Source organism: Sphingomonas sp. Leaf62, assembly GCF_001421915.1.
GTDB lineage: Bacteria > Pseudomonadota > Alphaproteobacteria > Sphingomonadales > Sphingomonadaceae > Sphingomonas.
Genome location: NZ_LMLN01000026.1, coordinates 67,284 through 92,406 on the forward strand (window position 1 = coordinate 67,284; position 25,123 = coordinate 92,406).

General features: G+C 64.5%; 24 protein-coding genes. 18 read left to right on the top strand and 6 right to left on the bottom strand.

Going from position 1 to position 25,123, the window contains the following annotated elements; genetic code table 11:
- Nucleotides 1–2: 2 nt before the first annotated feature.
- From ASE91_RS10855 to ASE91_RS10865, 3 genes are read right to left on the bottom strand one after another with little or no spacing between them, the layout of a single operon-like run.
- Nucleotides 3–3,269 carry an error-prone DNA polymerase gene (locus tag ASE91_RS10855; RefSeq protein WP_056626061.1) on the bottom strand — a complete coding sequence of 1,089 codons (3,267 nt, stop codon included), beginning with the start codon at nt 3,267–3,269 and terminating at the stop codon, nt 3–5.
- The gene (locus tag ASE91_RS10860) at nt 3,266–5,050 is read right to left on the bottom strand and encodes a Y-family DNA polymerase (protein ID WP_268795957.1); all 1,785 of its coding nucleotides are present in this window, start codon (nt 5,048–5,050) and stop codon (nt 3,266–3,268) included. Before ASE91_RS10860 ends, ASE91_RS10855 begins: the two co-directional genes overlap by 4 nt.
- Nucleotides 4,965–5,726, bottom strand: a complete 762-nt coding sequence (locus ASE91_RS10865) for an ImuA family protein (protein ID WP_235530434.1) — start codon at nt 5,724–5,726, stop codon at nt 4,965–4,967. The genes ASE91_RS10860 and ASE91_RS10865 overlap by 86 nt, the downstream gene beginning before the upstream one ends.
- Nucleotides 5,727–5,930: 204 nt before the next feature.
- Here ASE91_RS10865 and ASE91_RS10870 point away from each other — a divergent pair, with 204 nt between their 5' ends.
- The 3 genes from ASE91_RS10870 (at nt 5,931) to ASE91_RS10880 (ending at nt 7,629) form a co-directional block, all read left to right on the top strand.
- Complete coding sequence (locus ASE91_RS10870; protein ID WP_235530435.1) at nt 5,931–6,473, top strand: hypothetical protein; 543 nt, start codon at nt 5,931–5,933, stop codon at nt 6,471–6,473.
- Nucleotides 6,474–6,684: 211 nt separating this feature from the next.
- On the top strand, nt 6,685–6,954 hold the full coding sequence (locus tag ASE91_RS10875) for an HU family DNA-binding protein (protein WP_056626067.1): 270 nt from the start codon (nt 6,685–6,687) through the stop codon (nt 6,952–6,954).
- A 51-nt stretch (nt 6,955–7,005) separates the two neighbouring features.
- Nucleotides 7,006–7,629, top strand: a complete 624-nt coding sequence (locus ASE91_RS10880; RefSeq protein WP_082453974.1) for an SOS response-associated peptidase — start codon at nt 7,006–7,008, stop codon at nt 7,627–7,629.
- 42 nt (nt 7,630–7,671) lie between these two features.
- Here the strand turns inward: ASE91_RS10880 and ASE91_RS10885 are convergent, their stop codons facing one another.
- From ASE91_RS10885 to ASE91_RS10895, 3 genes are all read right to left on the bottom strand, one after another.
- Nucleotides 7,672–8,541 carry a DUF7146 domain-containing protein gene (locus ASE91_RS10885; protein WP_056626178.1) on the bottom strand — a complete coding sequence of 290 codons (870 nt, stop codon included), beginning with the start codon at nt 8,539–8,541 and terminating at the stop codon, nt 7,672–7,674.
- Between the two features lie 251 nt (nt 8,542–8,792).
- The gene (locus tag ASE91_RS10890) at nt 8,793–9,116 is read right to left on the bottom strand and encodes a single-stranded DNA-binding protein (protein WP_056626070.1); all 324 of its coding nucleotides are present in this window, start codon (nt 9,114–9,116) and stop codon (nt 8,793–8,795) included.
- 51 nt (nt 9,117–9,167) lie between these two features.
- Nucleotides 9,168–9,782 carry a hypothetical protein gene (locus ASE91_RS10895; protein WP_235530437.1) on the bottom strand — a complete coding sequence of 205 codons (615 nt, stop codon included), beginning with the start codon at nt 9,780–9,782 and terminating at the stop codon, nt 9,168–9,170.
- Nucleotides 9,783–10,274: 492 nt separating this feature from the next.
- On the opposite strand from ASE91_RS10895, the gene ASE91_RS10900 reads away from it, so the two are divergent.
- The 15 genes from ASE91_RS10900 (at nt 10,275) to ASE91_RS10970 (ending at nt 24,745) form a co-directional block, all read left to right on the top strand.
- Nucleotides 10,275–10,931, top strand: a complete 657-nt coding sequence (locus ASE91_RS10900; protein ID WP_235530438.1) for a muramidase — start codon at nt 10,275–10,277, stop codon at nt 10,929–10,931.
- Nucleotides 10,928–11,281 (top strand): hypothetical protein, encoded by a 354-nt coding sequence (locus tag ASE91_RS10905; protein WP_056626076.1) that lies wholly within the window; start codon nt 10,928–10,930, stop codon nt 11,279–11,281. Before ASE91_RS10900 ends, ASE91_RS10905 begins: the two co-directional genes overlap by 4 nt.
- Nucleotides 11,278–11,877, top strand: coding sequence for a lytic transglycosylase domain-containing protein (locus ASE91_RS10910; protein ID WP_037533363.1), 600 nt, complete (start codon nt 11,278–11,280; stop codon nt 11,875–11,877). Before ASE91_RS10905 ends, ASE91_RS10910 begins: the two co-directional genes overlap by 4 nt.
- The gene (locus ASE91_RS10915; RefSeq protein ID WP_056626079.1) at nt 11,874–13,202 is read left to right on the top strand and encodes an LPD7 domain-containing protein; all 1,329 of its coding nucleotides are present in this window, start codon (nt 11,874–11,876) and stop codon (nt 13,200–13,202) included. Before ASE91_RS10910 ends, ASE91_RS10915 begins: the two co-directional genes overlap by 4 nt.
- Nucleotides 13,203–13,223: 21 nt before the next feature.
- Entirely contained in the window at nt 13,224–13,547 is a 324-nt protein-coding gene (locus ASE91_RS10920; protein WP_056626084.1) for a TrbC/VirB2 family protein, read from the top strand.
- The gene (locus ASE91_RS10925; protein WP_082453975.1) at nt 13,540–13,881 is read left to right on the top strand and encodes a type IV secretion system protein VirB3; all 342 of its coding nucleotides are present in this window, start codon (nt 13,540–13,542) and stop codon (nt 13,879–13,881) included. The genes ASE91_RS10920 and ASE91_RS10925 overlap by 8 nt, the downstream gene beginning before the upstream one ends.
- The gene (locus ASE91_RS10930) at nt 13,874–16,240 is read left to right on the top strand and encodes a VirB4 family type IV secretion/conjugal transfer ATPase (RefSeq protein ID WP_056626087.1); all 2,367 of its coding nucleotides are present in this window, start codon (nt 13,874–13,876) and stop codon (nt 16,238–16,240) included. The genes ASE91_RS10925 and ASE91_RS10930 overlap by 8 nt, the downstream gene beginning before the upstream one ends.
- Nucleotide 16,241: 1 nt before the next feature.
- On the top strand, nt 16,242–16,967 hold the full coding sequence (locus tag ASE91_RS10935; RefSeq protein ID WP_056626090.1) for a type IV secretion system protein: 726 nt from the start codon (nt 16,242–16,244) through the stop codon (nt 16,965–16,967).
- A gap of 2 nt (nt 16,968–16,969) precedes the next feature.
- Nucleotides 16,970–17,242 carry a hypothetical protein gene (locus ASE91_RS10940; protein ID WP_056626093.1) on the top strand — a complete coding sequence of 91 codons (273 nt, stop codon included), beginning with the start codon at nt 16,970–16,972 and terminating at the stop codon, nt 17,240–17,242.
- A gap of 69 nt (nt 17,243–17,311) precedes the next feature.
- Nucleotides 17,312–18,352 (top strand): type IV secretion system protein, encoded by a 1,041-nt coding sequence (locus tag ASE91_RS10945; protein ID WP_056626097.1) that lies wholly within the window; start codon nt 17,312–17,314, stop codon nt 18,350–18,352.
- 437 nt (nt 18,353–18,789) lie between these two features.
- A complete protein-coding gene (locus ASE91_RS10950; RefSeq protein ID WP_056626100.1) occupies nt 18,790–19,467 on the top strand; it encodes a virB8 family protein in 678 nt (225 codons plus the stop codon).
- A 1-nt stretch (nt 19,468) separates the two neighbouring features.
- Complete coding sequence (locus ASE91_RS10955; RefSeq protein ID WP_056626103.1) at nt 19,469–20,476, top strand: TrbG/VirB9 family P-type conjugative transfer protein; 1,008 nt, start codon at nt 19,469–19,471, stop codon at nt 20,474–20,476.
- A gap of 1 nt (nt 20,477) precedes the next feature.
- Complete coding sequence (virB10, locus tag ASE91_RS10960) at nt 20,478–21,782, top strand: type IV secretion system protein VirB10 (protein ID WP_056626106.1); 1,305 nt, start codon at nt 20,478–20,480, stop codon at nt 21,780–21,782.
- Nucleotides 21,783–21,786: 4 nt separating this feature from the next.
- A complete protein-coding gene (gene virB11 / locus ASE91_RS10965) occupies nt 21,787–22,809 on the top strand; it encodes a P-type DNA transfer ATPase VirB11 (protein WP_056626109.1) in 1,023 nt (340 codons plus the stop codon).
- A gap of 13 nt (nt 22,810–22,822) precedes the next feature.
- Nucleotides 22,823–24,745: a type IV secretory system conjugative DNA transfer family protein gene (locus ASE91_RS10970; RefSeq protein ID WP_056626112.1), complete on the top strand. Its 1,923-nt coding sequence runs from the start codon at nt 22,823–22,825 to the stop codon at nt 24,743–24,745.
- Nucleotides 24,746–25,123 lie beyond the last annotated feature (378 nt).

Sequence of the window (25,123 nt, forward strand, 5' to 3'; positions counted from 1 at the left end):
GCTCAACGAAAGTCATGCGATTTGAAGCGCACCGCGTCCTCGGGGTCCATGCCTTCGGCGTGCGGCGGCCAGTAGCAGTTGCGCGGCTCCGGCTTCCAACCCGCGTCACCCCGGTCAGGCGATCCGGCATGCTTGGCCCCGTCGCCGCGGCCGGTACGATGGGGGAACGACATCTCGCCTACGCGGTGCAGCAGATCACCATGGTCGATGATCCGGTCGCAGATGACGTGGATCACCTCGCCCTCTTTCTGCACCCTGCCCTTCATGCCGATCATAGACGCGGACATGATCGTGCGGCGTTGCCGCTCGAACCGATCCGGCCACAGAATGCCGTTCGCGATCCCGGTTTCGTCCTCGATCGTAATGAATAGCACGCCCTTGGCGGAGCCGGGCTTTTGGCGGACCAGGATGATCCCGGCGACCTCGACGTGCCGGCCATCCCGGATGTTCGCGAGTTCCGCGCATTTGGTCACGCCACGTCGCGCGAGCTCACCCCGAACGAACGTCAGCGGATGCGCCCGCAGCGACAGCTGAAGCGAGCGGTAATCCTCGATCACCTCGCGCCCGTCCGTCAACGGACGGAGCGCGACGGACGGTTCGATCCCTTCGGCGCTGATCGTCTCCGCAGCGCGATCCGCGGCGGCGAACAGCGGCAGTGGCGCCTCGCCGAGGCCCCTCACCTTCCACAGGCCCTGCCGCCGGTCGGCGCCGAACGCGTGAAACGCATCGGCATCCGCCAGCTTCTCGATCGCCGCGCGTTGGACGCCCGATCGACGCCACACGTCCTCGACAGAATCGAACAATGTCGTGCTGCGCGCGCCTACGATCGCGGCCCCGTCGGCGTTCGACAGGCCGCACACCTGGCGAAGCCCGAGCCGAACCGCGAGGAAGCGGCCGCCGGTCGGCTCCAACGTGCAGTCCCAGCGGCTCGCGTTGATGCACGGGGGCCGGACCTGGACACCGTGCGCCTGAGCGTCGCGCACGATCTGCGCAGGCGCATAAAATCCCATCGGCTGCGCGTTCATCAGCGAGGCGCAGAAGACGTCGGGATGATGATGCTTCATCCACGACGAGGCGTAAGAGATCTTCGCGAACGAGGCAGCGTGGCTTTCCGGAAAGCCATAGGAGCCGAAGCCTTCCAGCTGGCGGAAGGTGCGTTCTGCGAAGTCGCGCGGATAACCGCGCGTGACCATGCCCTCGACCAGCTTCTCCGAAAAATGCGACACGCCACCGGTGACCTTGAACGTCGCCATCGCTCGGCGCAGCTGATCCGCCTCGGCCGGGGTGAAGCCCGCACCCACGATCGCGACCTTCATCGCCTGTTCCTGGAATAGTGGCACGCCGAGCGTCTTTTCCAGCACCGCACGCAGCTCGGGCCGGGGATATTCGGGCTTCTCCAGCCCCTCGCGGCGCCGCAGATAGGGATGAACCATGTCGCCCTGGATCGGCCCGGGCCGGACGATCGCGACCTGGATCACGAGGTCATAGAATCGGCGCGGCTTCATCCGCGGCAGCATCGACATCTGCGCGCGGCTCTCGATCTGAAAGGTGCCGAGCGTGTCGGCCTTCTGGATCATCGCGTACACCGCCGGATCGTCGTCCTGAAGGTCGGCCAGGCCGACGCGGACGCCCTTGTCCTGCTCGAGCATGTTGAAGGCGCGGTTCATGCAGCCCAGCATGCCGAGGCCCAGCACATCGACCTTCAAGAACTTCAGCGCATCGATGTCGTCCTTGTCCCACTCGATGATCTGACGATCTTCCATCGCGGCGGGCTCGATCGGCACGAGATCGTCGAGCCGATCATGGGTCAGGACGAACCCGCCGGGGTGCTGGCTCATGTGGCGGGGCACGCCGATCAGCTTGCGGGCCAGCTCCAGGGTCAGGCGCAGCCGGCGATCGCCAATATCGAGGTTCAGCTCCTGGACCTGTTTCTCGCCCACGCCTTCAGCGGACCAGCCCCATACCAGCCCCGCCAGCGAGGACGTCAGGTCTTCGGGCAACCCCAACGCCTTGCCGACATCACGCACCGCACCGCGCGCGCGGTAGCGCTGGACCACCGCGGTCAGCGCGGATCGATCACGCCCATAGGTTTCGTAGATCCACTGGATGATCTCTTCGCGACGCTCATGCTCGAAGTCGACGTCGATGTCGGGTGGTTCGCGCCGCTCTCCCGACACGAAGCGTTCGAAGAGCAGCTCGTGCTTGATCGGATCGATCGAGGTGACGCCGAGCACGAAGCACACGCACGAGTTCGCGGCCGAGCCACGCCCTTGGCACAGGATGCCGCGGCGGCGTGCTTCGCGCACGATCGCATAGACGGTCAGGAAATAGGGCGCGTAACCCAGCTCGCCGATCAACCGCATCTCGTGGCCGATCTGGTCGGTATAGGCAGCCGGCACGTTGCCATCGAACATCCGCTCGACCGCCTCGGTCGCCAGCTTCTGCAGCGCGTCCTGCGCGCTCAGGCCGTCGATCAGCCGCTCGTGGGGATATTGATACGCCAGCTCGCCGAGATCGAAGGTGCAAGCCCGGGCGATATCGACGCTGGCGCGGAGCGCGTCGGGATAGTCGCGAAAGCGTCTCACCATCTCCTCCGGCGATTTGAGCGCCCGATCGGCATTGACCTCACGGCGGTAGCCCAACTCATCGACGGTGCATTTCTCGCGCACGGCCGTGACCACGTCCTGCAAGAGACGGGCCTCGGGCGCATGGTAGAGGACGTCACCGGTTGCGACCGCGCGGACGCCGGCGCCGCCAGCCTGCCTAGCCAGCGCATCAATACGGACGGCGTCGTCCGGTCGCCGGCGCTGGAACAGCGCCATGTACCCGCGCCGCCCATAGACCGTCTTTAGGTCGGCAAGTGCCGCAAGGTTCGCTTGGTCCGCCTCGTCCGGCAGCAGGATAGCGATGATCCCCTCAGACCATGGCTCGAGGTCGTGCCAGTGCAGCAGACAGCCCCCCTTCCCCGCCCGTTTCTTGCCGAGGGTCAGGAGCCGCGTGGTCCGTGACCAGGCTGGGCGGTCGGTCGGATAGAGGATCAGGCGGCGCCCGCAGGAGAGATCGACGCGCGTACCGGCGATCAAGCGGACGCCGGTCGCCTTTTGCGCCTCCCAGGCGCGCACGACGCCCGCCACCGTTCTGATGTCGCTGATCCCAATCGCGGAATACCCGAGCAGTGCCGCCGCCGCGAACAGTTCGTCGGGGCTCGACGCGCCGCGCAGCAGCGAGAAATGGGTGAGCACCTGAAGCTCGACATAGGGCGCGCTCATGCGAACACGCCGTGGATCCACCAGCTGAGATCGCCGGTATCGTCATGGGTGCCGTCGCCGCGCCGGAATACCCAGAAACGGCCGCCTGCCTCATCCTCGACGCGGTAATAGTCCCGTACCGCCCAGGTTTCGGCGTCGCGGCGCCACCATTCGCCGTGGATCCGCTCGGGGCCATCGCCGGCGACGACCTTGTGCGCCTCGCCACGCCACTCGAAGCGCCGCGGCGGTTGATCGGGCAGCAGCGCGATGACGCCCCACAATGGCTCCGGTCTGGCGAACAGACGCACCGGTCGCTGCCATATTGGCCAACCTGCCGGCATTTCGAGCGGGTCGGCGCGCGCGACCGCTCGCTCGGGTACATGGCTCGGGATCGGCGAGATCCGATAGACGGCATTCGGGCCGATGCGGCCGGCGACGACATCGACGAGGCGCGCGGGGTCGCGCACCAAAACCTCGCCGGCTAGCACTGCGCCGAGATCCACTGCATCGAGCGGCTCGGTATGCGGTGCCACCAGCAGGAACTGCTCAAGCCCCAGTCCGGGATCGATGCGCTCGATCCTGAGCTTCATGAGGCGCAGAAGTTGGCAGACGTCGCGTGTCGGCCGCGATGTACCGACCGCCACGACCTGTTCAGTCCCATCGACGCACAGCCCCGACAGGCGGAGCGATCGCGCACCGAGCCCCCTCGCCTGCAGCACCTCGGCCAAATCGCCCAGCAGATCTTCCATCACCTGAGCGATCGCCTCGGCCGTGCCGATCGGCTCGAGCAGGCGGCGCTCGACGGCTGGAACCGTGACATCTTCGCGCGGCGTGATCGGCTCCGCCACGCCGCCAAGCGCTTGATCGAGCCGGGTGATGGCGGGCAGGCCCAGCCGCCGCGCGAGCGGACCGCGCGCGACCGGCAAAAGGTCTGCGATGGTTTCGAAGCCGAACCGCTTGGCCGCGCTGAGCGCCGTGCCGGTCAGCCGCAAGGCGGCGATCGGTAGCGGCGATATCGCTCGTATCGTCTCCCCCGCGGGCACGATCATCAGATCTTCCCGGCCGTACCTTGCAAGCGCGTGCGCAGCGCCGGGCGTGTCGGCGACCGCGATGCGCGCGGTGAATCCGGCGCGCTGGCAGAAGGCACGCAGGCGTCGGCAAAAGCGCTCTTCTCCCCCGTAGAGGTGATCGCAGCCGGCGAGGTCAAGCCACAGGCCATCGGTCGGCGTCGCGGCCGCAATGGGCGACCAACGCCGAACGGCAAGCAGCGCGAGACGGTCGAGCAGAACCGCGTCCGCCTCTGGCTGGGCGGGCCGGAAGTCGAGATCGGACACCAGCGCGCGGGCATGGGTCGCGGCCATTCCGACATGGATACCGAGCGAGGCCGCCGCAGCGCACGCCGCCACGACTTCCTCACGCCGCCCGACCTTGCCGACAAGCGCCAGCGGAGCGTGCGCGGTTGCGGGCCGTGTCACGATCATGGCCGGTCGGGTGACCGACTGGCTCTTGTACGGATGGCTCGCGGTTTCCGATCGCCGCCCGAGTTCGCGCATAGGCGGCTTCGCATGCGCCGGAAGCGCCGCAATCTTGCCGGCAACCTCGACCTTGGTCAGCGATTGCGCCCGCGCCCAGCGCGCACCCGGCCGCCATCCGCCACCCCTGGGGACAGAGCATTCACCCGGATCGTCGTCGATCGGGAGCTGGAGCGCTAACCGCTCAGGCCGCGGCGTGGCGTGCCGGTCCAGCCGTCTCAGCCGCTCGATGGCCAAGTGCGGCAGGAACAGCGAGACAACCCGTCTCATCGCACCCCTCCACGATCAATAAGAAGGACCCGCCGGTGCGTTGACGCGCAAGCTCGACCGACCAACGGGCGCGTCCCACCCCGGCAACCGCGAGCCGCTGCGACGGGGCGCTGGCGACCCGCCAGCGCGTCCAGGCAGCGGAGGGCTCGCCGAGCGGGTCTTGGGAGCGTCCCTGCCAGCGGCGCAGGAGCAGCACGGGAATGTCGGCTTCAGCGGCGACAAGCTGCAGGCGCCGCGTGGCGACCATCGAAACCTTTGCCGCCTCGGCCACCACCGCTGCCGGCGTACCATCCCGGATCGCGTCCTCGACGACCGCCAGAAGTGCTGCGTCGTCCTTGGGCTGGGCGTAGATCACGTTCGCCGAGGACAAGCCGGCTTGCGCCAAGCCGGGGGCGTAGAGATCGTTCCGGCAGCTTGCCCAAAGCACCGGGGCACGCGTGTTCCGCGCTTCTCGCGCGGCGACACCGGCAAGGAACAGCGTGGCAGCCGCATCATCGACCAGGGAACAGGTGCGTGCGGCGACCTCGTGCAGCGCTCCAGCCCGGAGCCCTCCCCCGTTCAGACGATTGTCCAGGCCGCCAACCCCGAACGGCAGGACGCGGTAATCGGCGAGCGGCATCGCGATGCTTCGCAGATGGGCGATGCTCTGGGGAAGCGAATCGAGGACGGCTGACATGGTGGCTAGACTCTACGTGTTCGCTTTATGTTCCGTTACCGCCGACGCTTGGTCAACGGATTTATGTCGGCCGGATCGAGTCTTTGCACTTGACCGCGGCCGAGGGCCGGACAGTACGGAGTCGTAACGAACACGAGTTCTACAGCGCGATCTCGAGTGAGTTGCCAGTATCGCCGCGCACGATCACGGACCTCGGCACAAAAATTGACGGTACGCACCGCGTGGAACGGTTACACAAGAGACCAAAAACAAACCGAGAAGATTTCGCTTTCGTTCTGCCATCGGCTGACTCATAGAATCGAGATGCCGATCCGCCCTGAAAACCGCTGGCTTTACCCGATCGACTGGCGCCAACTGTCGGACGTGATCCGGTTCGATCGGGCCGGCGCGCGCTGCGAGCACTGCTCGAGGCCGCATATGCGTCGGGTCGCACATCTAGGCGATGGTCGCTGGTGGGATGCCGATGCCGTGTGTTGGCGCTCCGGCCGTGGCAAGCGGATCGCGCTCAAGGGCGGCTTCATTCTGGCATCGGTACGAACGACTTATGTCGTGCTGGCTTGTGCGCATCTCGATCACGATCCAGGCAACAGCATGCCCGGCAATCTCGCGGCGCTCTGCCAGCGGTGCCATATGATCCACGATGCGGCCGAGCATCGTTGGCAGCGTTGGTGGAACGTGTTTCGCCTACGCGCGACCCGCGACTTGTACGAAGATCCGCGCGTCACCCGGGAGCGCGGTGCACAGTAGGTGGCTACGCCAAGGCTTCACGTCTGCCGAAGCTCCCGTTGGGCGGCCGCGCCTGTCCGCACGCAGTCCGATATCCTCGAAGACGTGATGATATGCCAACGTTCGATCACTCGAGCGGATGGCCGCGATGCCGGCCGCATTGCGCAGCGTCGTTGAAACGTTGCTCGTCATGGCTAAGGTCGTGTGAGTTTCATAAGGGAAGTACATCAGCATGAATATGAGTGAACTGGTCAAGGCCGTCGCTGGTACGACGAGCACGAGCGAGGCAGAAGCCAAGGCCGCGATTGCCGCTGTGTTTGAGCATATCGCAGGCGCGGCCGCAAAGGGCGAAGAGGTCGCGATCGCCGGCTTCGGCAAGTTCTCGGTCAAGGATCGTCCCGAGCGCCAGGGCCGGAACCCGTCGACCGGCGAGGCAATGACGATCGCGGCATCGAAGAAAGTCTCGTTCACGCCCGCCAAGGGCTTGAAGGACAAGCTCTAAGGCCAGAGTGCCGGCGGGCAAAGCTTGCCGGCACAACGACAGGGTGCTCGAATGTGCAATCGATACAGGCTGACCGCGAAACAGGCGGAGATCGCCGCGACGTTCGGCATCCGGCCCCCTTACGAGCCGGACGAGACTTACCCGGCTCCCGACATCTTTCCGACGGGCAAGAAGACGCCGTTCTACGGCCAAGTGGTCATCCAGGACGGTGCCGACCGGAAGATCGAGCGGATGGAGTGGGGCGTACCAACCCAGGTGCCGAGCAAGCGCGACGCAAGCGTAAAGCTCACCAAGTACGTGACCAACGTGCGCAATCTCAGCTCGAGCTTCTGGCGGTCGATGCTAACGACGCCGGCGCGCCGTTGCCTTGTGCCCGTAACGGCATTTTCCGAATACGGGATTGCGCCTGGTGAGGACGGGAAGAAGCCGCTGCACTGGTTCGACGTGCCAAGTCGCCCGATTTTTGCTTTTGCCGGAATCTGGCGCCCGACCGAGCGCGGGAATGCCTATGGGTTCTTGACCACCGAGCCGAATGCGATCGTCGCGCCGATTCATCCAAAGGCGATGCCGGTGGTCCTTCACGACGACGACTATGATCGCTGGCTATCGGCACCATGGGACGATCTGAAGGGGCTCGTCGCCCCCTACCCTTCCCAGTTGATGCGGCTCGGCTGACACGCCCATGATCCGCGTAATTCAGCTGCCGCAGTTGCGGTTTCATGCGCTCCGCTGGTGCGCGCGCCAGGCGTCGTTCCAGTCGTCATGATCCTCGGGCACGCGGCTGATGAGCTCGCGCCCGTTCGCTGTCAGGTGATCGCGTGCCTTTTCCAGCAGGCGGTCGGCCGCGCGGCCTCGGTCACCGTAAACGATCACCCGGCGGACCTTCTCCGGGATCGCGACGAAGGCTAGCCGTTCGACACCGCCCAGCGCCCATGTCGGCGTCCCGAACCATTCAGTCGCCGATCGGGCGTCCTCGATCCCTTCGGCAAGGCCCAGCTCGTGCGTAGCGGGCGCAAGACGGATCGCTGCTGTGCCGAGCAGTCCGAGCGCAACCTTCGGCTTTGGAATGGGCTTGCGCAGCACGTCGACAGGATCGAGGAAGGTCCGCTGGACGGCAACCAGTCCGAGGTCGTTTTCGACCGCGGCGATCATCGCGGGCATTACGCGTCTGTCGGCACCGGAGCCGAATATGGTCGCCGGGTTGAAGCGCAAAGCCTTGGGATAGGGCGCGGAGAGGCCGCGGGCGACGAGATAGGCTTCGGCGAGCGTGCCCGAGACCGGCACGCTGGCGTTCCAGAGACGCAGGGCGAGCGCGCCCATGTCGCGCTTCGGCTTGCCCTCCGGCATTGCCAGCGCAGAACGGTCATGGAGCTTTTGGCGCTGAAGCGCCTTCAGCACCTCGAGCGCTGTACAGCCGGCAAAACAGTGGAAGAGGATCGCCGAATCGCCGAGGCGGACGGACAGGCTGGGTGAGCCATCGTCATGGGCCGGGCAGCGGCATTCGCCGCGAGTGCCGCGCCACACCCCGCCGAGCTGTTCGACGATGTTCTTGGCTCGGATTTCGGCATCGAGCGGTAGTCTCGTCATCGGCCACGTCCTGTGAAGTTGGTCGGTTTCGGTCACTTTAGCCTCCGGAAAATATCACCGAAGGCACAGACGGCATCCTCCACTCTGGATGGTCGGCAGGAGCCGATCGGCAGCGCGCTGCGCGATGATCTCTTTCGTCCGGGTGACAACCCAAGCGAGGATCGTCACCCGACCGGGTCGGGACAGTCACGCTGGCTCGGCCGCAGCACAGCGGAGGTAGAGCCGTGTCGCAAACCCGCTCCCGCCCCTCATCAGCTATTCTCGGCTTCGGCCTTGGTCAGGATCGAGAAGGTGTCGGCGATCAGCTCGGTGCGGTAGGAGACCTCGTTGCCTTCGCCGTGGTTGCTCTCGCGGACCCGGCCGGTGACATGCACCAGATCACCCTTCCCGGCTGCTTCGACCTGGGGTCCGACATTGGAGAAGCACACGACGCTGTTCCACAGCGTGTCGGTCTTCCAGTCGTCGCCGTCGCGCCGGTTATAATTGGCGGCGACGCTCACATAGGTGACCTGCTCGCGCGCCGTGATTTTGCCGATGCGACCGATGATCCGGAACTCGGCAATATTCTGTGGCATGATTTCCTCCTTCGTTGATGTTCGGATCGGATCCGGCGGGCCTGTGCGAGCCTAGTCGCGCTCCTCTTGGCGGTGCGCAAAGTGGTAGCGCGCCAAATTCTCGGGCGTCGCGTATGTGTCGTAGGCCTTCGTCCAGTCGCGCCGGATGGCCTGCTGCGCCGTCCGAAGTGGCACGCGGCGCTCGCAAACCAATCGCCACAGGACATAGGCCAAGGCATTCTTGTCGGCCGCGTTCGCCTGGCCGCGCCGGGGCTGAAGCCACAGATCGCGTAGGTCGAGCGGCGCGCCGCCAAGCGAGATCGGGATCAGATGGTCGAGTTCGTAATCGGCGAAGGACTCGCCTGGATGCTGCGCGTCCATCAAGCGCCGTTTGACGGGCGCGGTGACCGCGAAGGCGGGGCGGACCGATCGGGCATAGCCGGGTCGGCAGATCGTCGTGCCGATGTTCGCCTGAGTAATAGAGGGATCGACGGCCCCTGGCGTGTCGCGGGGCGGCAAGATGCTGGTTCGGTCCACCCGCAAGAAGGGATTGCGGAGCGCCGTCGACAGGCCGGCAACGGCATCGCAGAAGTCATGAGTCGCAGCGACGCTGCAGGCCGAAACCTCCCCTCGCCTCCCAGCCCGCTTGTCATCGAACGGCCGATACCAGACGCCGATGGCGATCAAGAGCGCCAACCCGCCCGATATAGCTTGCAGCTTCAAGAGCGCATGGCCCGTATATCCACCGTCGTTCCAGTCACCTCGAAACCACTCGACAACTGACTCAGCTAAGTGCTGGCCTATCTGATAATTGCCTAAAGCCGTTTGAAACACATCTCATTCGGTCATGGTGCAATACCGTGCCTTTCGTCGCAATAGATTACGCCGTATCACTCCATAATCGCGACTGAATTGCTCCAGATGTGTTGTTGTTTACCTTCTGCTTCAGGTTTAAACTGTTGATGTCGATGTCCTGTAGTCGCTGACATCTGCCTGGGTTCAATTCAGCAATGGTGCATTGGTGTGCTTCCGGCGAGTATCGTAGCGAAGGCAATTCAAGTCTGTGCCGCCGGGCTAGCCGGGGCCGGAACGCCATCTCCCGCGTCGCTCGCAATCTCCGTTCGTTCGGGTGCGGTCCTCGCTAGGCAGCCGGGCAACACAGCTGACGCAGAGGCGACGGTGCGTGATCTGATCGCGTTGGGCGCGGACTTCGAGGCGGGGCCGCTGGCGATCCGCGGCCGTGATTTCGTGACTTACGGTATCACGCCGGCAACGGTTTTTGATGCCTGCGCACTCTCGCATATCGACGACGACCAGTCTTCTATCGGCTCCGTGGGCGCGCTCTCGGCGTCGAACGTCGCAGCCCTCGTTCGTCGCGCCTTTGGCTCGCGGATCACCGATACGATCCGCCCAATGAACGCCAGCTACGGCGCGCGGTATAGCTGGCACAAGTTCGGCCAGGCGGTCGATTTCGTTCCCGCAGGCGGCGTCCACGCGATCGACCGCAAGCAGATCCGGGCCCTAATGGCACAGAGCGGTATCCGTATCATCGAGCTGCTCGGGCCGGGGGATCGCGGTCACGCGAACCACTGGCATGTCGCGTTCGCGCGACCCGGGCAGGTCATCGACCGAACCCGACCGATCGAAGGCGACGAGGACTGGATCATCACCGTCGCACAAGGCGACGCACCGTCGCCGCCGACGCCCGCCGGAGTTGAAGCGGCCCCCGCACCGACCGCGCCGGCCTCGACCCTCGCCCTTGCCGCCAATGCACCGGCGCAGTGGGACGTATTCGCAACCGAAGAGTGGCGCGCAGTTCATGGAGGTGGCTCATGATCCGATATCTGATGCCCAAGCTGGGCGGCACTACTGGCGCCATCGCGCTTTGCGTGGCCGGCGTCGTGGCGGTCGCGGCCCCACAACCCGCCTACGCGTCGGACTGGGGGTGTCAGGTGGTCCTCTGCCTCGCGACACCTGGTTCGCCGACGAAATATGTCGAGTGCGTTCCCCCGATTACGAAACTCTGGAACGCCCTCGCTGTCGGCGGATCGTTCCCGACCTGCACCGGGGTCGGCGTCAAAATGAAAAAAGCCAAGCACGGCTACGACCTGACCGTAACGCAGGCCGATGGCGGAACGTCGCGGTACGCGCTCGACACCCGCTACCAGACGGTGACGCAGCAATGATCCACGCCATCGCCGCGATCACCATGCTTGCGCAGCAATGCGCGCCTGAGATCGCGACCGAGGCGGTTGTTCCCCTCGTCGTGACCGAAAGCGGCGGCGACGATCTGGCGATCAATATCAACAAGGGGCCGCGTGTCCGCGCCGCGTCGATCGCCGACGGTGCCGCGCTGGTGCGGCGGTACATGGCGGCCGGCTATACGGTCGATGTCGGGTTGGCTCAGGTGAACTCCGCCAATTTCGCGCGATTGGGTGTCACCGTCGAGCAGGCCTTCGACCCCTGTACGAACCTGAGGCTCGCATCCTCGATCCTTCGGGCGGGATATGGCCTTGCGATCCAGCATTATACGGGGTTGGACGCGATCTCCGCGACCTATTCGCTCTACAACACCGGCACACTGACGCGCGGTTTCCACAATGGCTATGTCGGTCGCGTCTGGTCGGCCGCGAGCGGCATGGGGACGATCCAGACACCCCCGCCCATCCCGGGCTCGGCGTCGGCGCCGACCGCCACGCCCGCCTCGGCAAAGCAAGGGATCGCCGAAGCTAGCTGGGTGGTGGGGCAGATCGATCCCAGCGCGGTTCAGGTCTTCAAATGAGCGCGGATAACAGCGTTGCGCGGGGCGGCCTCGACGCGCAGACGCAAGCCGAACAGGCTGCGTTCCAGATCCCGCCTGAGCTGGCGACGCGTTATCAGGTCCGGATCATCGAGCCGTCCGACGGCAGCGAGCGCCGCGTCGGCATGTTCCTGCCGACAGAACGTGAGAATCCGTCGATCGAGATTGCCGGCGATCGCATCATTGCTCGAAACGAGGATCCTGAGACCGTCTCGGCCCTGGTCACGATCGCCAAGCACAATGGCTGGGCGGGGATCGACATCGAAGGTTCGCCTGAGTTTCGTCAGGCCGTTTGGACGGCGGCGTCGCGCGAAGGCCTGACCGTGCGCGGCTATGAGCCGAGCTTCGACGAACAGGCGCGAATGGAAGAGCTGCGTCGCGCCGATGCTGCACGACGCGACCGTGAGGTGGCGGAGAAGCCGGCGCCGACTGTCGAACCCGTCGCTCCGACGGCGGCTGTCGGAGCGACGGAGGCGACAGTAATCGCGCCGCCGGCCGACGCGGAGAGGAACGGCGCGCCTCAGCCGTTGCCAAGCGGAAGCAGCACCGAATTGTCCGACGTAGACAAGCGCCTCCTGTTGACGGTGAGCGTCCACACGCAGGATCGCAAGGCGCTCTACGCGGCCGTCAGCGAGGACATGGACCCCTTGCGGAGGGAGGTTCAGGCCGAACGTATCGATCTGAACAGGGATGCGCTGAACGGGGCGCTGGAGCGGGCCTTGGAAAGCCCGACGCTGGTCGGCGCCTTCTCCAGGTCCGGATATGAACCCGACGATCTGCGCCAGATGGCGCGCGACGGCGCGTGGGACGGCGAGGTCGCCGACGCGATCTACCTCGTCCGTTCCGGGCTCAACCGGCACGAAGTCGCCAGGGTAGCTGGCGCGAACGTGTCGCTGGCCAACGCGCTCGCCGGCGAGCGCGAAGACCGCCTAGTCGCGGGATCGACGGCTCCGCCCGAGCGACAGCCCGAACCGGAACCACATATCGTCCGCGAGGAGCGCCTCCCTCAGGCCGCACCACCGAGACGTCACGAGAATGACGAACTGGCCGATCTGTTCCTGCATGGCGGGGAGGAGCGGATTGCCGCCGAGCCGCGCCTCGCGGGCGCGCTCCAGGCGCAGGCGGCGATGGATCAGCATCTCGGCGCGGCTTTCGACGGGGACGCGGACCGGATGACGTCCGCGAGCCTGGAGAGCCGCCACCTGATCTCGGACGTGCTGCGGCGCGGCCTGGATGTTTCGGTCCGCGAGCCGACGCCTGTTCGGCAGGTCGAGCCGATCCGCCCCACCCACGATCTCGAGAGGTAACCTCAAGCCATGGAGACCCGTATGAAGTTCACTCAAGGCATGGGCCGGATAATGTCCGACGCCCGCGCCCGGCAGGTCATCGGCTTTGCCGGTGCGCTCGCCCTCATCTCGATCGCGCAGCCGGCCTTTGCCGATGGAACCGCGATCGAAGGTGGCCTCAACACCATCAAGACGTGGATGACCACCGTCGCGTCGGTGGTCGGCGTCATCGCCGTCATGGCGGTCGGCTATGCCAAGCTGACCGGTCGGATGGACTGGGGAAAAGCGGTCACGGTGCTGATTGGCATCGGTATCATCTTTTCGGCCACGACGATCGTCGGCTGGATGAGCAGCTCGGGTGGCTGACGCGGAGAGGCTCGCCGAGGATAAGGTGTTCCTCGCCCTGACCAGGCCATCGGTGTTCATGGGATTGCCGCTCGAGGCGATCCTGCCGATCATCATGGTCTGCATGGTGATCTGGGGGATTTTCCACAATCCGTTTTACCCCCTGGCCTTGTTCGGGGCGCTCTACTTCCCGGCGCGCATGATCTGTCACTACGATTTCAATGCGTTCCGGCTGTGGGGCCTGTGGTTCCAGACCGGCTTTCTATCCAAGAACCGCAAGTTCTGGGGGGGCGGGAGCTACTCTGCCGTCCGCCTCGCCAAAGGCGTGAAGCGAAAGCATTTCGGCAATGACTGATTTCAGGCTGAAGCATAAGAAGATCGCTGTCCGCGAGACGGATGACATCAAGTTCATTCCCTACACGCGGCACGTCGATGACACGCTGGTTGCTCTCGAAGACGGCTCGCTCATGCGCATGTACCGCGTCGATGGGCGGCCGTTCGAGACCAGCGACATCGGCGACCTCAACACCTGGCATAACAAGCTCAACATCGCGTGGCGCTCGATCGGTGACGATCGCGTTGCGCTGTGGACCCATCTCGTGCGGACAGCCACAGACCCCGTTCTCGGCGGCGACTTCCACTCCGACTTCGCGCGAACCTTGCAGGAGAAATACGCCGACACGCTGAAGGAGAAGGTCCTCTACCACAACGAGTTCTACGTCACGATCATCGTCCGGCCGTCGAGCATGGCCGGCGAGCAAGTGACGCGGCTTTTCTCCAGGCGAAAAGCCAACGCCGAGATCGACGATCGCGCGCTCACGATCATGGCGGACAAGTGCCGCGACTTCGAAACGCTGCTTGCTGATGTCGTTCCGGAGCCGCTCTCGATGTATGAGCACAACGGTATTCTATTTTCACGACCGATGGAGGTGCTTCACTTCATCCTGACCGGCGACCGCATCCGCGTGCCGCTGCTCGACGGCAGGCTGGGCCAAGCCCTGTATGCCTCACGCGTGGTGTTCGGTCGCGAGGCGGCCGAGATCCGGCTTCCGCACAAGTCGCATTTCCTCGGAATGTTCGGCGTGCGCGAGTATGTCGCCAGCACGCGGACCGGTCAGTTCAACAGCCTGCTCACGCTCGACTTTCCGTTCGTGCTGACCCAGAGTTTCGCGCCATTGGTGAAGTCGGTCGCGAGCGACCGGTTCACGAAAAAATACAAGCAGATGGTCTCGTCGGACGATGCCGGCGTCAGCCAGGCGGAGGAGCTGCTCGACGGCGTCGACGATCTCATGGCGAACCGCTTCGCCATGGGCGAGCATCACCTCTCGATCGCGGTCATCGACGAGAACCCGAAGCGGCTGCTGGAGCGCTTGTCGATCGCACGATCGGCCGCGGCCGATACAGGCATGGTGATGGCGCGCGAGGACGTCGCGCTGGAGGCCGCCTTCTGGGCGCAGCTTCCCGGCAATTTTCGGATGCGCGCGCGCCCCGCGGTCATCAACACGCGCAATTTCGCGGGCTTGAGCCCGTTCTACACCTTCCCGGCAGGCCGCAAGTCTGGAAACCACTGGGGCGACGCGGTAACGCTGCTCAAGACGCGCGCAGGCTCGTCCTTCTGGTTCAATTTCCACCGTGCCGACATCGGCCACACACTCATCATCGGGCCAACCGGTGGCGGCAAGACGGTGCTGCAAAACTTCCTCCAAGCGCAGCTCGAAAAGACCGGCGCGAAACAGGTGTTTTTCGACAAGGACCGCGGTGCCGAGATCTTCGTCCGCGCTTGTGGCGGCACCTATCTGGCGTTGCGCGACGGCGAGCCCACCGGCTTCGCGCCGTTGAAGGGTCTCACCCCGTCTCCGCACGACATCGCGTTTCTGCGGCAATTCATTCGCGTCCTGGTACGCCGGGAGAACCGGCCGCTCAGCGTCGCGGAAGAGCGACTGATCGATGAGGGTATCGAGGCGGTGATGCGGCTGCCAGCGCCGTCACGCTCGTTCACCGCCCTGCGCGAGATGCTGGGCTACGCCGATGCCGAGGGCATCGGCGCTCGGCTGGAGCGCTGGTGTCTGGGCGGCCCGCTCGGCTGGGCCTTTGACGGTCCGCAGGACGAAGTGTCGATGTCGGCACGGTTCATCGGCTTCGACATGACGGACTTCCTCGAGAACCCGGAAATCCGCACCCCGACGATGTTGTACCTCTTCCACCGTGTCGACGAACTGCTGGACGGGCAGCGTGTCGTGGTCGACGTCGACGAATTCTGGAAGGCGCTTCAAGACGATGCCTTTCGGGCGTTTGCGCAGGACGGCCTCAAGACCTTTCGTAAGCGCAACGCCTTCATGGTGTTCGGTACGCAGTCGCCGGCCGATGCGCTGCGCTCGCCGATCGCGCACTCGATCATCGAGCAGACCGCGACCAAGATCCTGCTTCCAAACTCGGACGCCAAGCGATCGGATTATTGCGACGGGCTCGGCCTGACGGATGCGGAGTATCGGCTGATCCGTGAAGACCTGACGCCGGAGAGCCGGACCTTTCTGGTCAAGCAAGGGCATACCTCGATCGTTGCGACGCTCGATCTCGGCGGGATGCCCAATGAGCTGAAAGTGCTTTCTGGCCGCGAGGAAACCCTCGTCGCCATGGAGGAGGCCATTGCCTTGGCGGGCAACGATCCTGCGGCGTGGCTGCCGCATTTCTATGCCAACCAAAGGAGAAGCTGACATGTCGCTCAAGCGCATCATCATGGTTGCAGCCGCGCCGGTCGCGATCGTCGCGTTTACGTCGCCGGCCGCTGCACAGGGCATCCCTGTGTTCGACACCTCTACCTATGTGCAAGCGCTCGCCCAGGTCCAGAACACGATCAAAATGATCCAGCAGGGCGAGCAGCAGATCCAGACGGCGACGACAACGCTCAGCTCGCTTCAGAAGCTGACCAACGTCAACGCGCTCGCCCCGCAATTGCTCAACGCGCAGGTGCGCAACATCCTGCCCAACACGACGATCGACGCCTCGACGTTGCTCAGCGGCGACCTGTCGAAGATTGGTTCGCTCGGTTCGCTCGCATCAAGCATCCAGTCTCGTTACGCGCTGCCGGCAACGTCGTCCTCCGACGCAGACCTAGCCTACAACCAGGCGCTCAAGGATGCGACCAGCTCATCGGCCGCCACGGCCGCGCTGGGCGAGAATACGCTCAGCATCGCCCAGACCCGGATGCAAGGCCTCGACCAGCTCCGCGAGCAACTGTCGTATGCCAAGGATCCCAAGGACGTGATGGATCTGCAAGCCCGGATCTCGGTCGAACAGGCACAGCTTCAGAACGATATGCTCAAGATGCAGGCGATCCAGATGGCGCAGGCCGGTCAGGCGAACATGCAGATCAGCGCGGCGCAAGTGGCGGCCGGTCGCGATGAAGCCGCATTCTTCAGTGCCAACACGATCAGGAAGTAGTCATGCGCAAGATCATACCCCTTTGCTCCTTGCTCCTTGTCTGCGGATGCCAGCAGAATGTCGTAGTGCCTACCGCCAAGGAGCTGATCGCCAGTCCTCAACTCCTCTCGCAGTGGCAGGCGAAGTGCGATGCGGGGGAGTACAGCCATCTCCCTGCGGATCAGAAGGCCAAGATGTGCGCGACGACCGGAGACGCCACCATCTCGGTCGCCCAGACCAAGGCCGGTAACGAAGAAGCCGACTTCTTCAAACAGAACACGATCCGCAAGAAGTAGATTTACTCGCTGCGCTTTGATCGCCGAAGATCGGAACCTGACGTAATGGCTGCCGGCCCACCCAACATAATGACGCTGTTCACGACGATGTATTCGTATGTGGAGACCGCCATAGCGACCTCGGTTGCGAGCTTCGGGTCCGGGCTCGTAAGTTTCGTTGCAGCGCCTTTGGCCCTGGCGGCGATCATCTACTTCCTGCTGCTCGGCTTCGCCGTGCTGCGAGGCGCTATCCAGGCTCCGCTCCGCGAGCTGGTATTCCAGGCCGGCAAGGTCGGGTTCGCCCTCGCGGCTGCCAGTGCCGTCGGCTATTCGGCGTTTGTGGTGAACGTGGTCACCAACTTGCCGAGCGAGATCATCGCGGCTGGATCGGGCGCGCCCGTCACCAACCCAGGCACGACCTTCGATACCTATGTCGCCGATACCGGCAAGCTCTCGGAAAAGTTGGTCAATGCGAACCTGAAAGTTCAGTCGCAAGAGCAAAAGGGCATCACTGACTTTCGGACGCCCGTGATCCAGCTCAGCGCCACCCTGATCACCTATCTGTGCGTTGCCGTCCTCTACATCTTCGCGTTTATGTCGGCGTCGATCGGCTTTTGCATCGTCATTTTTGCCAAGCTGTCGGTTGCGATCTGCGTCGCGCTCGCGCCGCTCGCGCTGGCGTGTCTGCTTTTCAACTCCTCCCGCTGGCTGTTCGACGGCTGGCTAAAGCAGACCGTCAACTTCATCCTGCTGATGGTCGTCATGGCGATCATGACGAAGTTCATCACCGGCCTCCAGGAAGCCGCCATGGACGGCATCATGGGATCGATCCCCGAAGACGGCTCGTCCTTCGTCATGGCGCAGAACGGCTACATCGTTCTGAAAGCTGCCGTGATGCTCGTCGCGACGATCGCCTGCGCGGCGATCTACATCGTCGGCACGATCTTCTTCTTTCAATCGCCGGCCATCGCCGCGGGCATCTCGGGGGGTGCGTCCTCTGGCGGCCATGGCTTCCTGCAGACCGGGGCGAACATGTTGACCAACCGGCTCATGTTCCGGCGCGCGACGCAAGCGAACCGTCCCCCGCCAGGAGGGGGCGCCGCGGGCGGCTCGGCGTCTCGGTCCATTTGAGGACCGCTGGCGCGTCCAAGACCATGAACCACGGAACCGCCGGGCGCGGGACCTTACGAACGGAGACGTCATGAAAAGGCTGACCATCGTGGCGATAGGCGCGCTTGCGCTTGGCAGTTGCACCGGGGTTCGTATCAAGCCCGTCTCGGTCTGCGACGGCAAGCACCGGCGTCCCGCCAATCTCTACGGGTCGATCCTGCCGAGTTTGCCCGTACCACTGCCGGCGTCACAGCAGGGCGCCGGGCAGTCGATGGTGGCGCCGCCATCACGCGAGCAAGCACCGGCGCCTCTTCCCGCACCGACTCCTACGCCCGGTGCCGGAGGTGCGCCTGCCGCCCCTATCGGACCTGGGGCCATGAATATCCCGCGATCGGCGCCGCGCACGTCCACGCAGGACGTCGCGCCGACCAACTCCTCCTGCTGAAGGGATCGACGCCATGGGCGCGGTGAAGGCCGAAGATAAAGAAAAATACTACGAGACCTCGAGGACGTGGGAATATGACCGTATGCGTGCGGCGATCCAGTCCAAGCGGCTCGCCTGGGGCGTTGCGGCAGGTGCCTGCACGCTCGCCGTGACGTCGGTTGCGGCTGTAGCGATGCTCAGCCCGCTGAAGACCGTCGAGCCCTATGTCATCAGGGTCGACAAGAGCTCGGGCGAGACGCAGGTCGTGACCGCGCTCAAGGGGCCGCAGCCGCGCACCTATGAGGATGCGGTCAACCGCTACTTCATCTCGCAATATGTACGGTTGCGCGAAGGCTGGCTCAACGATGCCGCGCGCGAGAACGCCTATACGGTCATGCTCACCAGCGATTCCGCCGAGAGCGCTCGTTACCTGAACAGCGTTCAGGCGAACAACAAGAACGCGCCTTCCAACATTTACGGCGACAAGGGCTTCGTCTCGATCTCGATCCGGACGATCAGTTTCCTCAGTCCTACCGTGGCGCAGGTGCGCTTCACGAAGATCATCACCTTCGGGCAGAACACGCCGATCGCGCAAAATTGGAACGCGATACTGACCTTCAGATACACGACAGCGCCGGAGCATGAGAAGGATCGGAACATTAATCCGCTCGGCTTCCAGGTCGTGAATTATCGTTCTGACCCGGAGGCGTGACATGAACGATCAGCCAACTACGTCGGACAATGGCGACCGTGTCGCCGTCCCCTTGATTCCCGCGCTGCGTAAAAAGCTTGGTCTGCGCCTGTCACCGCCGGCGACGGAGTTGGTGCTGACGGAGGATGGCGCCAGGAACCGCTTCTGGCGCGGGGTCGGGGCGGTGTGGCACCGCCTCGTCGCGTTCTCGGTTCTGGGTGCTGCGGCAGTCACGCTCGCGCCGCACGCTGCGTTCGCGTCGGAGACTCCCGTCCCTGGGGCCAAGGACGCTCGCGTTCGCAACGTCAACTACGATCCGGATCAGGTGGTGACGATCGTCGGCAGTTTCCGGCACGCGATCGAGATCCAGTTCGGGCCCGGCGAAACGGTCACGCAGGCCGCCCTGGGCGATACGGTCTCCTGGCAGATCGCACCCATAGGCAATATCGTCTTTCTCAAACCCCGCGAGAAGGCTGGCGGCACCAACCTGATCGTCGTCACCAACGCGGGCGGCGTGTCGCGCACCTATCATTTCAACCTCGCACTAGGGACGGGCGCCACGATGTACGGCGTGCGGTTCCGCTATCCGCGCGAGGAACGAGCGATGGCGGCGCTGCAGGTGCAGCTTGCCCAGGGCCAGGCTGCCAAGGCGATCGAGACGAACATCACCACCGCCGCTCTCGACCATGCCGTGATCGAGGGCACCCGGAATATGAATTACACCGTGCAGGGTGACAGCGCGCTGCAACCCACCGAAATCTCGGACAACGGCGAGTTCACCGTGCTGCGCTATCCAGGCCACGCCGACATTCCCTCGATCTTCGCGGTCGATGTCGACGGGACCGAGACGATCGTCCCCTACGATGTCCGCGAGGATTTCGTCGTGATCCATGCGGTCTACCGGCAGCTGCGCCTCCGGCGCGGGGCGACGGTGCTGTGCATCTACAACGAGGCGCCGCTGCGCAACGATCGCGGCGATCGAACGGGCACCGTCTCCAATGTCGTCGAACGCAAAGTGAAGGGGCAGTAACATGGTCGGGACCGTCATTGACCGCGGAGGCGATGTCGCTGAAGACACCGTTGCTCCAAGCGAGGTCGATAACCCGGTCGCGCGTAGCGGCGGGTGGGGCAACCTCGCCTTCATCGGTGCGGGGATCGGACTGCTCGGCGCCATAGGCGGCATCGTGATAGGCTATGGTGCGTTTCACCAATCGGCCAGTACCGCGGCTGCCGCGCAGCCCGCGAAGGCCAGTGACCGTGCCGTGGACGACGTGATGGGATCGCCGAACGCGCAGCGAGCGGCGCTCGCGGGTCAACTCGGCCAGCCCGGCGCGGCGCAGACCGACATCTTCGGGCGGCCGATCGCCGCAGCGGCGGGGACGCAGGTCGCCGATGCCAACGGCAATCCGACGCCGACAACGGGCGGGATAGCCTCCGCCACGGCGAACGGACAGCAAGCTCCCGAGCAGCGACGTGCCGAGCAGGCACGCGCCATGGCCGATGCGGCGCGGCGGTCGCCGATCATGGCCTTTGGGAACACCGGGCTGGCCTCGGCCGCCCTTCCCGCCTCCGCCGGTGCCGACGCCCAACAGGGCACGGACCTCGACGACCGGACGCGCGGCGGCCAATCCACTGTCGCACGGCGGGGCCTTGGTGCCAGTGGCTTCGGAGCGCCGGGTGAAAACAGTCCGGCCGAGGCGGGCAAGGGCTCGACCGACTTCAGCGATCAGCTCGGCCATGCCGCGATCCAGACGATCCGGGCAACGATGGTCCCGGACCGCAACCTCCTGCTGAGTGCCGGCACGGTCATCCCCTGCACGCTGCAAACGGCGATCAACTCGACGCAGGCCGGCTTCGTGTCCTGCGTCATCAATCACGACGTCTATTCCGAGAACGGCCGCATCGTCCTGCTCGACAAGGGGACCAAGGTGCTGGGGCAATATTCCGGCGGCATCACGCAGGGGCAAGCGCGCCTGTTTGTACTGTGGACGCGCGCCCTGACGCCGCGTGGCGTCGCGATCGACCTTGGATCGCCGGCAGCGGATAGCCTTGGTCGGGCCGGGTTGCCAGGCGGCGTCGATACCCAGTTCTGGGCACGTTTCGGCGTCGGGCTCGTCATCTCGGTGCTGGAGGATGCCTCGCAAATCGCCGGTCGGGCGGTTGCCAATGAGGGGAGCAACACCACGCAGGTTCCCGGGCAAACCGGGCAGACCGTCCTTCAGCAGACCATGAACATCAAACCGATCGTGAAAAAGAACCAGGGCGACACCGCTGCGATCTTCGTCGCCAAGGACTTCGATTTCCGCTCGGTTTATGACGTGGGATTGAGGCGTTAAGGCCGTGGCATCCAGTCCAACGTCGCTGATCTACGAGCATAATGCCGAACCGATCCGACGGCACCTTCTGCGCGACGATGTGACCGAATTGGTCATCAATGAGCCGGGGATGATCGGCCTTGAAACACGGAACGGCTGGGAGTGGCATGACGAGCCCGCACTGGACAATGCGGCCCTCATGACGCTGGCGAAGCTGATCGCGGGGCTGACCAAGCAGGACATCAACTCCGAATATCCGATCTGCTCCTCGGTCTTGCCGGGCGGCGAGCGCGCGCAGGTCGTCGTCCCCCCGGCGGTCGAGCAAGGCTTCATCTCGATCACGATCCGCAAAGCGTCGGGCGTGACGATGAACATCGACGATTTCGAGCGTGCCGGCCTTTTCAGCGAGGTTCGCGCGCACGGCCTGTACGAGGAGGTCGACCCCGATCTGCTGCGGATGCGCGAGGCGGGCGACTGGCGCGCCTTCTTCAAGCTGGCGGTCGAAGCCCGCAAGAACATCCTCATTTCCGGCGCGACGGGCTCCGGCAAGACGAGCTTCTCTAAGGGTCTCATCAAGCTGATCCCGGACTGTGAGCGGATCCTGACGATCGAGGACACGCGTGAGCTCGTCGTACCCCAGCGCAACCACGTCCACATGATGTACGCCAAGGATGGGAAGAGCCTCCAGAAGGCGGGTGCCAAGGAGTTGCTGGAATCGGCGCTGCGAATGCGGCCCGATCGCATCCTCCTTCAGGAACTGCGGGACGGCACCGCCTTCTTCTACCTGCGCAACGTCAATAGCGGTCATCCCGGATCGATCACCACGGTCCACGCCAATACGGCCGAGGGCGCGCTCGAGCAGCTGACGCTGTTGGTGAAGGAATCGGAAGGCGGCAACGATCTCGACCGCCACGACATCCGCGCGCTGCTGCGCTCCCTCGTCGATATCGTCGTGCAGATGCACCGCCTGCCGCCCGGCGAGGGCCAGCCGGCACGCTATCGCATGACCGAAGTGTGGTTCGATCCGGCGCGCAAACCGACCGACTGAAGGGGGTACCGGCATGAACGGAAAGTGGGTGCGAAGTGACGAAGGGTCACAGCCGGGCGCGATCGTGTTCCTCGGCATCATCGGCCTGGCGGCGAGCGCCACGATCGGCGCCCTCGCCGTCCTGTGGCGTGCCCACCTCCTCAACGCCCATACGCCCTGGATTAAGGTGCCGGCCGCGCTGTGGGCGCTGAAGGGCTATCCGATCGTCTATCAGCCGTTCCTGATCGGCTTCGGGATCGGTCTCGTTCTGACGGTCATCACCATCCTCTCCACGCTGTTCAAACGGCAGAAGCTCCACGGCGAGGCGCGCTTCGCGCGGGTCGGCGAGGTCCGCAACGGCAAGATGCTCGCCTCGGCCGGCATCGTGCTGGGCAAGTTCGGCGGCAAGGTGATGCGCTTTGGCGGACCCGAGCATGTGATGCTGGAAGCCCCGACGCGCGCCGGCAAGGGGGTGGGCGTCATCATCCCGAACTTGCTCGACTGGCTCGATTCTCTCGTGGTGCTCGACATCAAGCAGGAGAATTACGACAACACGGCGGGGTATCGGCTGAAGGTGCTCGGGCAGCAGGTGCTGCTCTTCAATCCGCTCGATCCGACCGGCCGTACAGTGCGGTGGAACCCGCTGAGCTACATCAACCGGCGCGACCCGGTCGAGGTCATCAACGAGCTTCAGAAGATCGCTGCGATGCTCTACCCCGATCCGCTTACCGGCGAGAAGTTCTGGGCCGAGGGGGCGCGAACTGCGTTCCTCGGCATCACCGCCTATATCGCCGCGACCGTCGACGATGGAGAGGACGCCCTCCCCTTCACGCTAGGCGAGGTGTACCGCCAGTTCGCGGCCGGTGATGCGCAGCGGCGTTTCCCGAAGATCATCGCCGATCGTAAGAGGGCCGGAAAGCCCCTGTCGGAAGGATGCGTCTCCGCGATCAAGGATTACACCGGCTCGTCGGCGAACACGTTCTCCGGATTGCGTCAGTCGGTTACGTCCAAGATCAACGGCTGGCTGAACCCATATGTCGATGCGGCAACCTCAGAGAGCGACTTCGATCTCAGTGACTTTCGGGACAAGCGGATCTCGCTCTATCTCGGCGTGTCGCCGGATGACCTGGAGCGGGTTGCGCCGATCTACGGCCTGCTCTTCCAGCAACTCATCGACCGCAACGTCCGCGAGCTGCCGAAGGGCGACAAGCATCAGATCAAGGTGCTGCTCGCTCTGGACGAGTTCGCGAGCCTCGGCAAATGCACCGTGCTCGCAAACGCCTTCAGCTATGTCGCCGGCTACGGGTTGCGGATGCTGCCGGCGTTTCAGTCGCTCGAACAGATTCAAGGGGTCTATGGGGACAAGGTGGCGGCCGACATCGAGCGAAACTGCGCGGTGCGGCTTGTTCTTCGTCCGGCCGGTTTGGCCGAGGCGAAGAAGATTTCGGACCAGCTCGGCAGTTACACGTTCAAGGCGCGCTCGCGCTCGATGGGAACGTGGGGTGGAGGCGGCGGCTCCACCTCGGACTCCGATCAGCGCCGGCCGCTGATGCTCCCTCAGGAAGTCGAGTTGCTGCCGGAGGACGATCTGATCGTTTTCCGGCGAGGCATGTACGCGACCTATGGAAAGAAGGTCCGTTACTATGCCGAGAAAAAGCTCTCGGCGCGGACTAAGATACCGGCCCCGGAGATGCCCCAGATCCGCGTGGACCCAGCCATCGCTGCCAATAGCCTTCGCGTGATCGAGGCCACTCAGGCCCCCGATGACATCATTCCCGCCTGGTCGGCGCCAAGCGCCGTGCCGACGTCGGGATCCGTCGCAACCGACGGAGCAACTGCAACGGGTCGGCGTGGATTGAACCAGGCCGCGATCAGCGCTGCCTTGGCCGTTCCGACAAACGAACGTGTCGCCAAGCTCTTCGAAGGCGTCCTCATGGTGCGAGGCAGGCCTGCATAACCAATGCGAAGGCCTTCTCATCGATTTTTAAAGTGGGAACGAGCGAGGTTGCCTCAAAGGGCGTTAAATGGGGACTTTTCTGCCATTCCTACGTGACGTGTCGAACGGCAGCTCTCGCCAGAACCTGCCTCTCGAACGGCGTGATAACGCCTGGCAGCAATGCGCCCTATTTCTGTCGTTCGGGGGACTGGCTTTTATCCTGATAGCCGCCGTCTGTGTACTCGTGTTATGCTGCCAAAGACGGCAGGTAATCGCTTGCGATTCTGCGTCCGATTCCGACCAAGATGCCCTGGATAACGTGCTTCGAACGCCGTTACACTTCTGATGATGCGTCCGCCGAGGCAGCTTGGACTAAGGGCGGCACGAGTACCGGGGCGT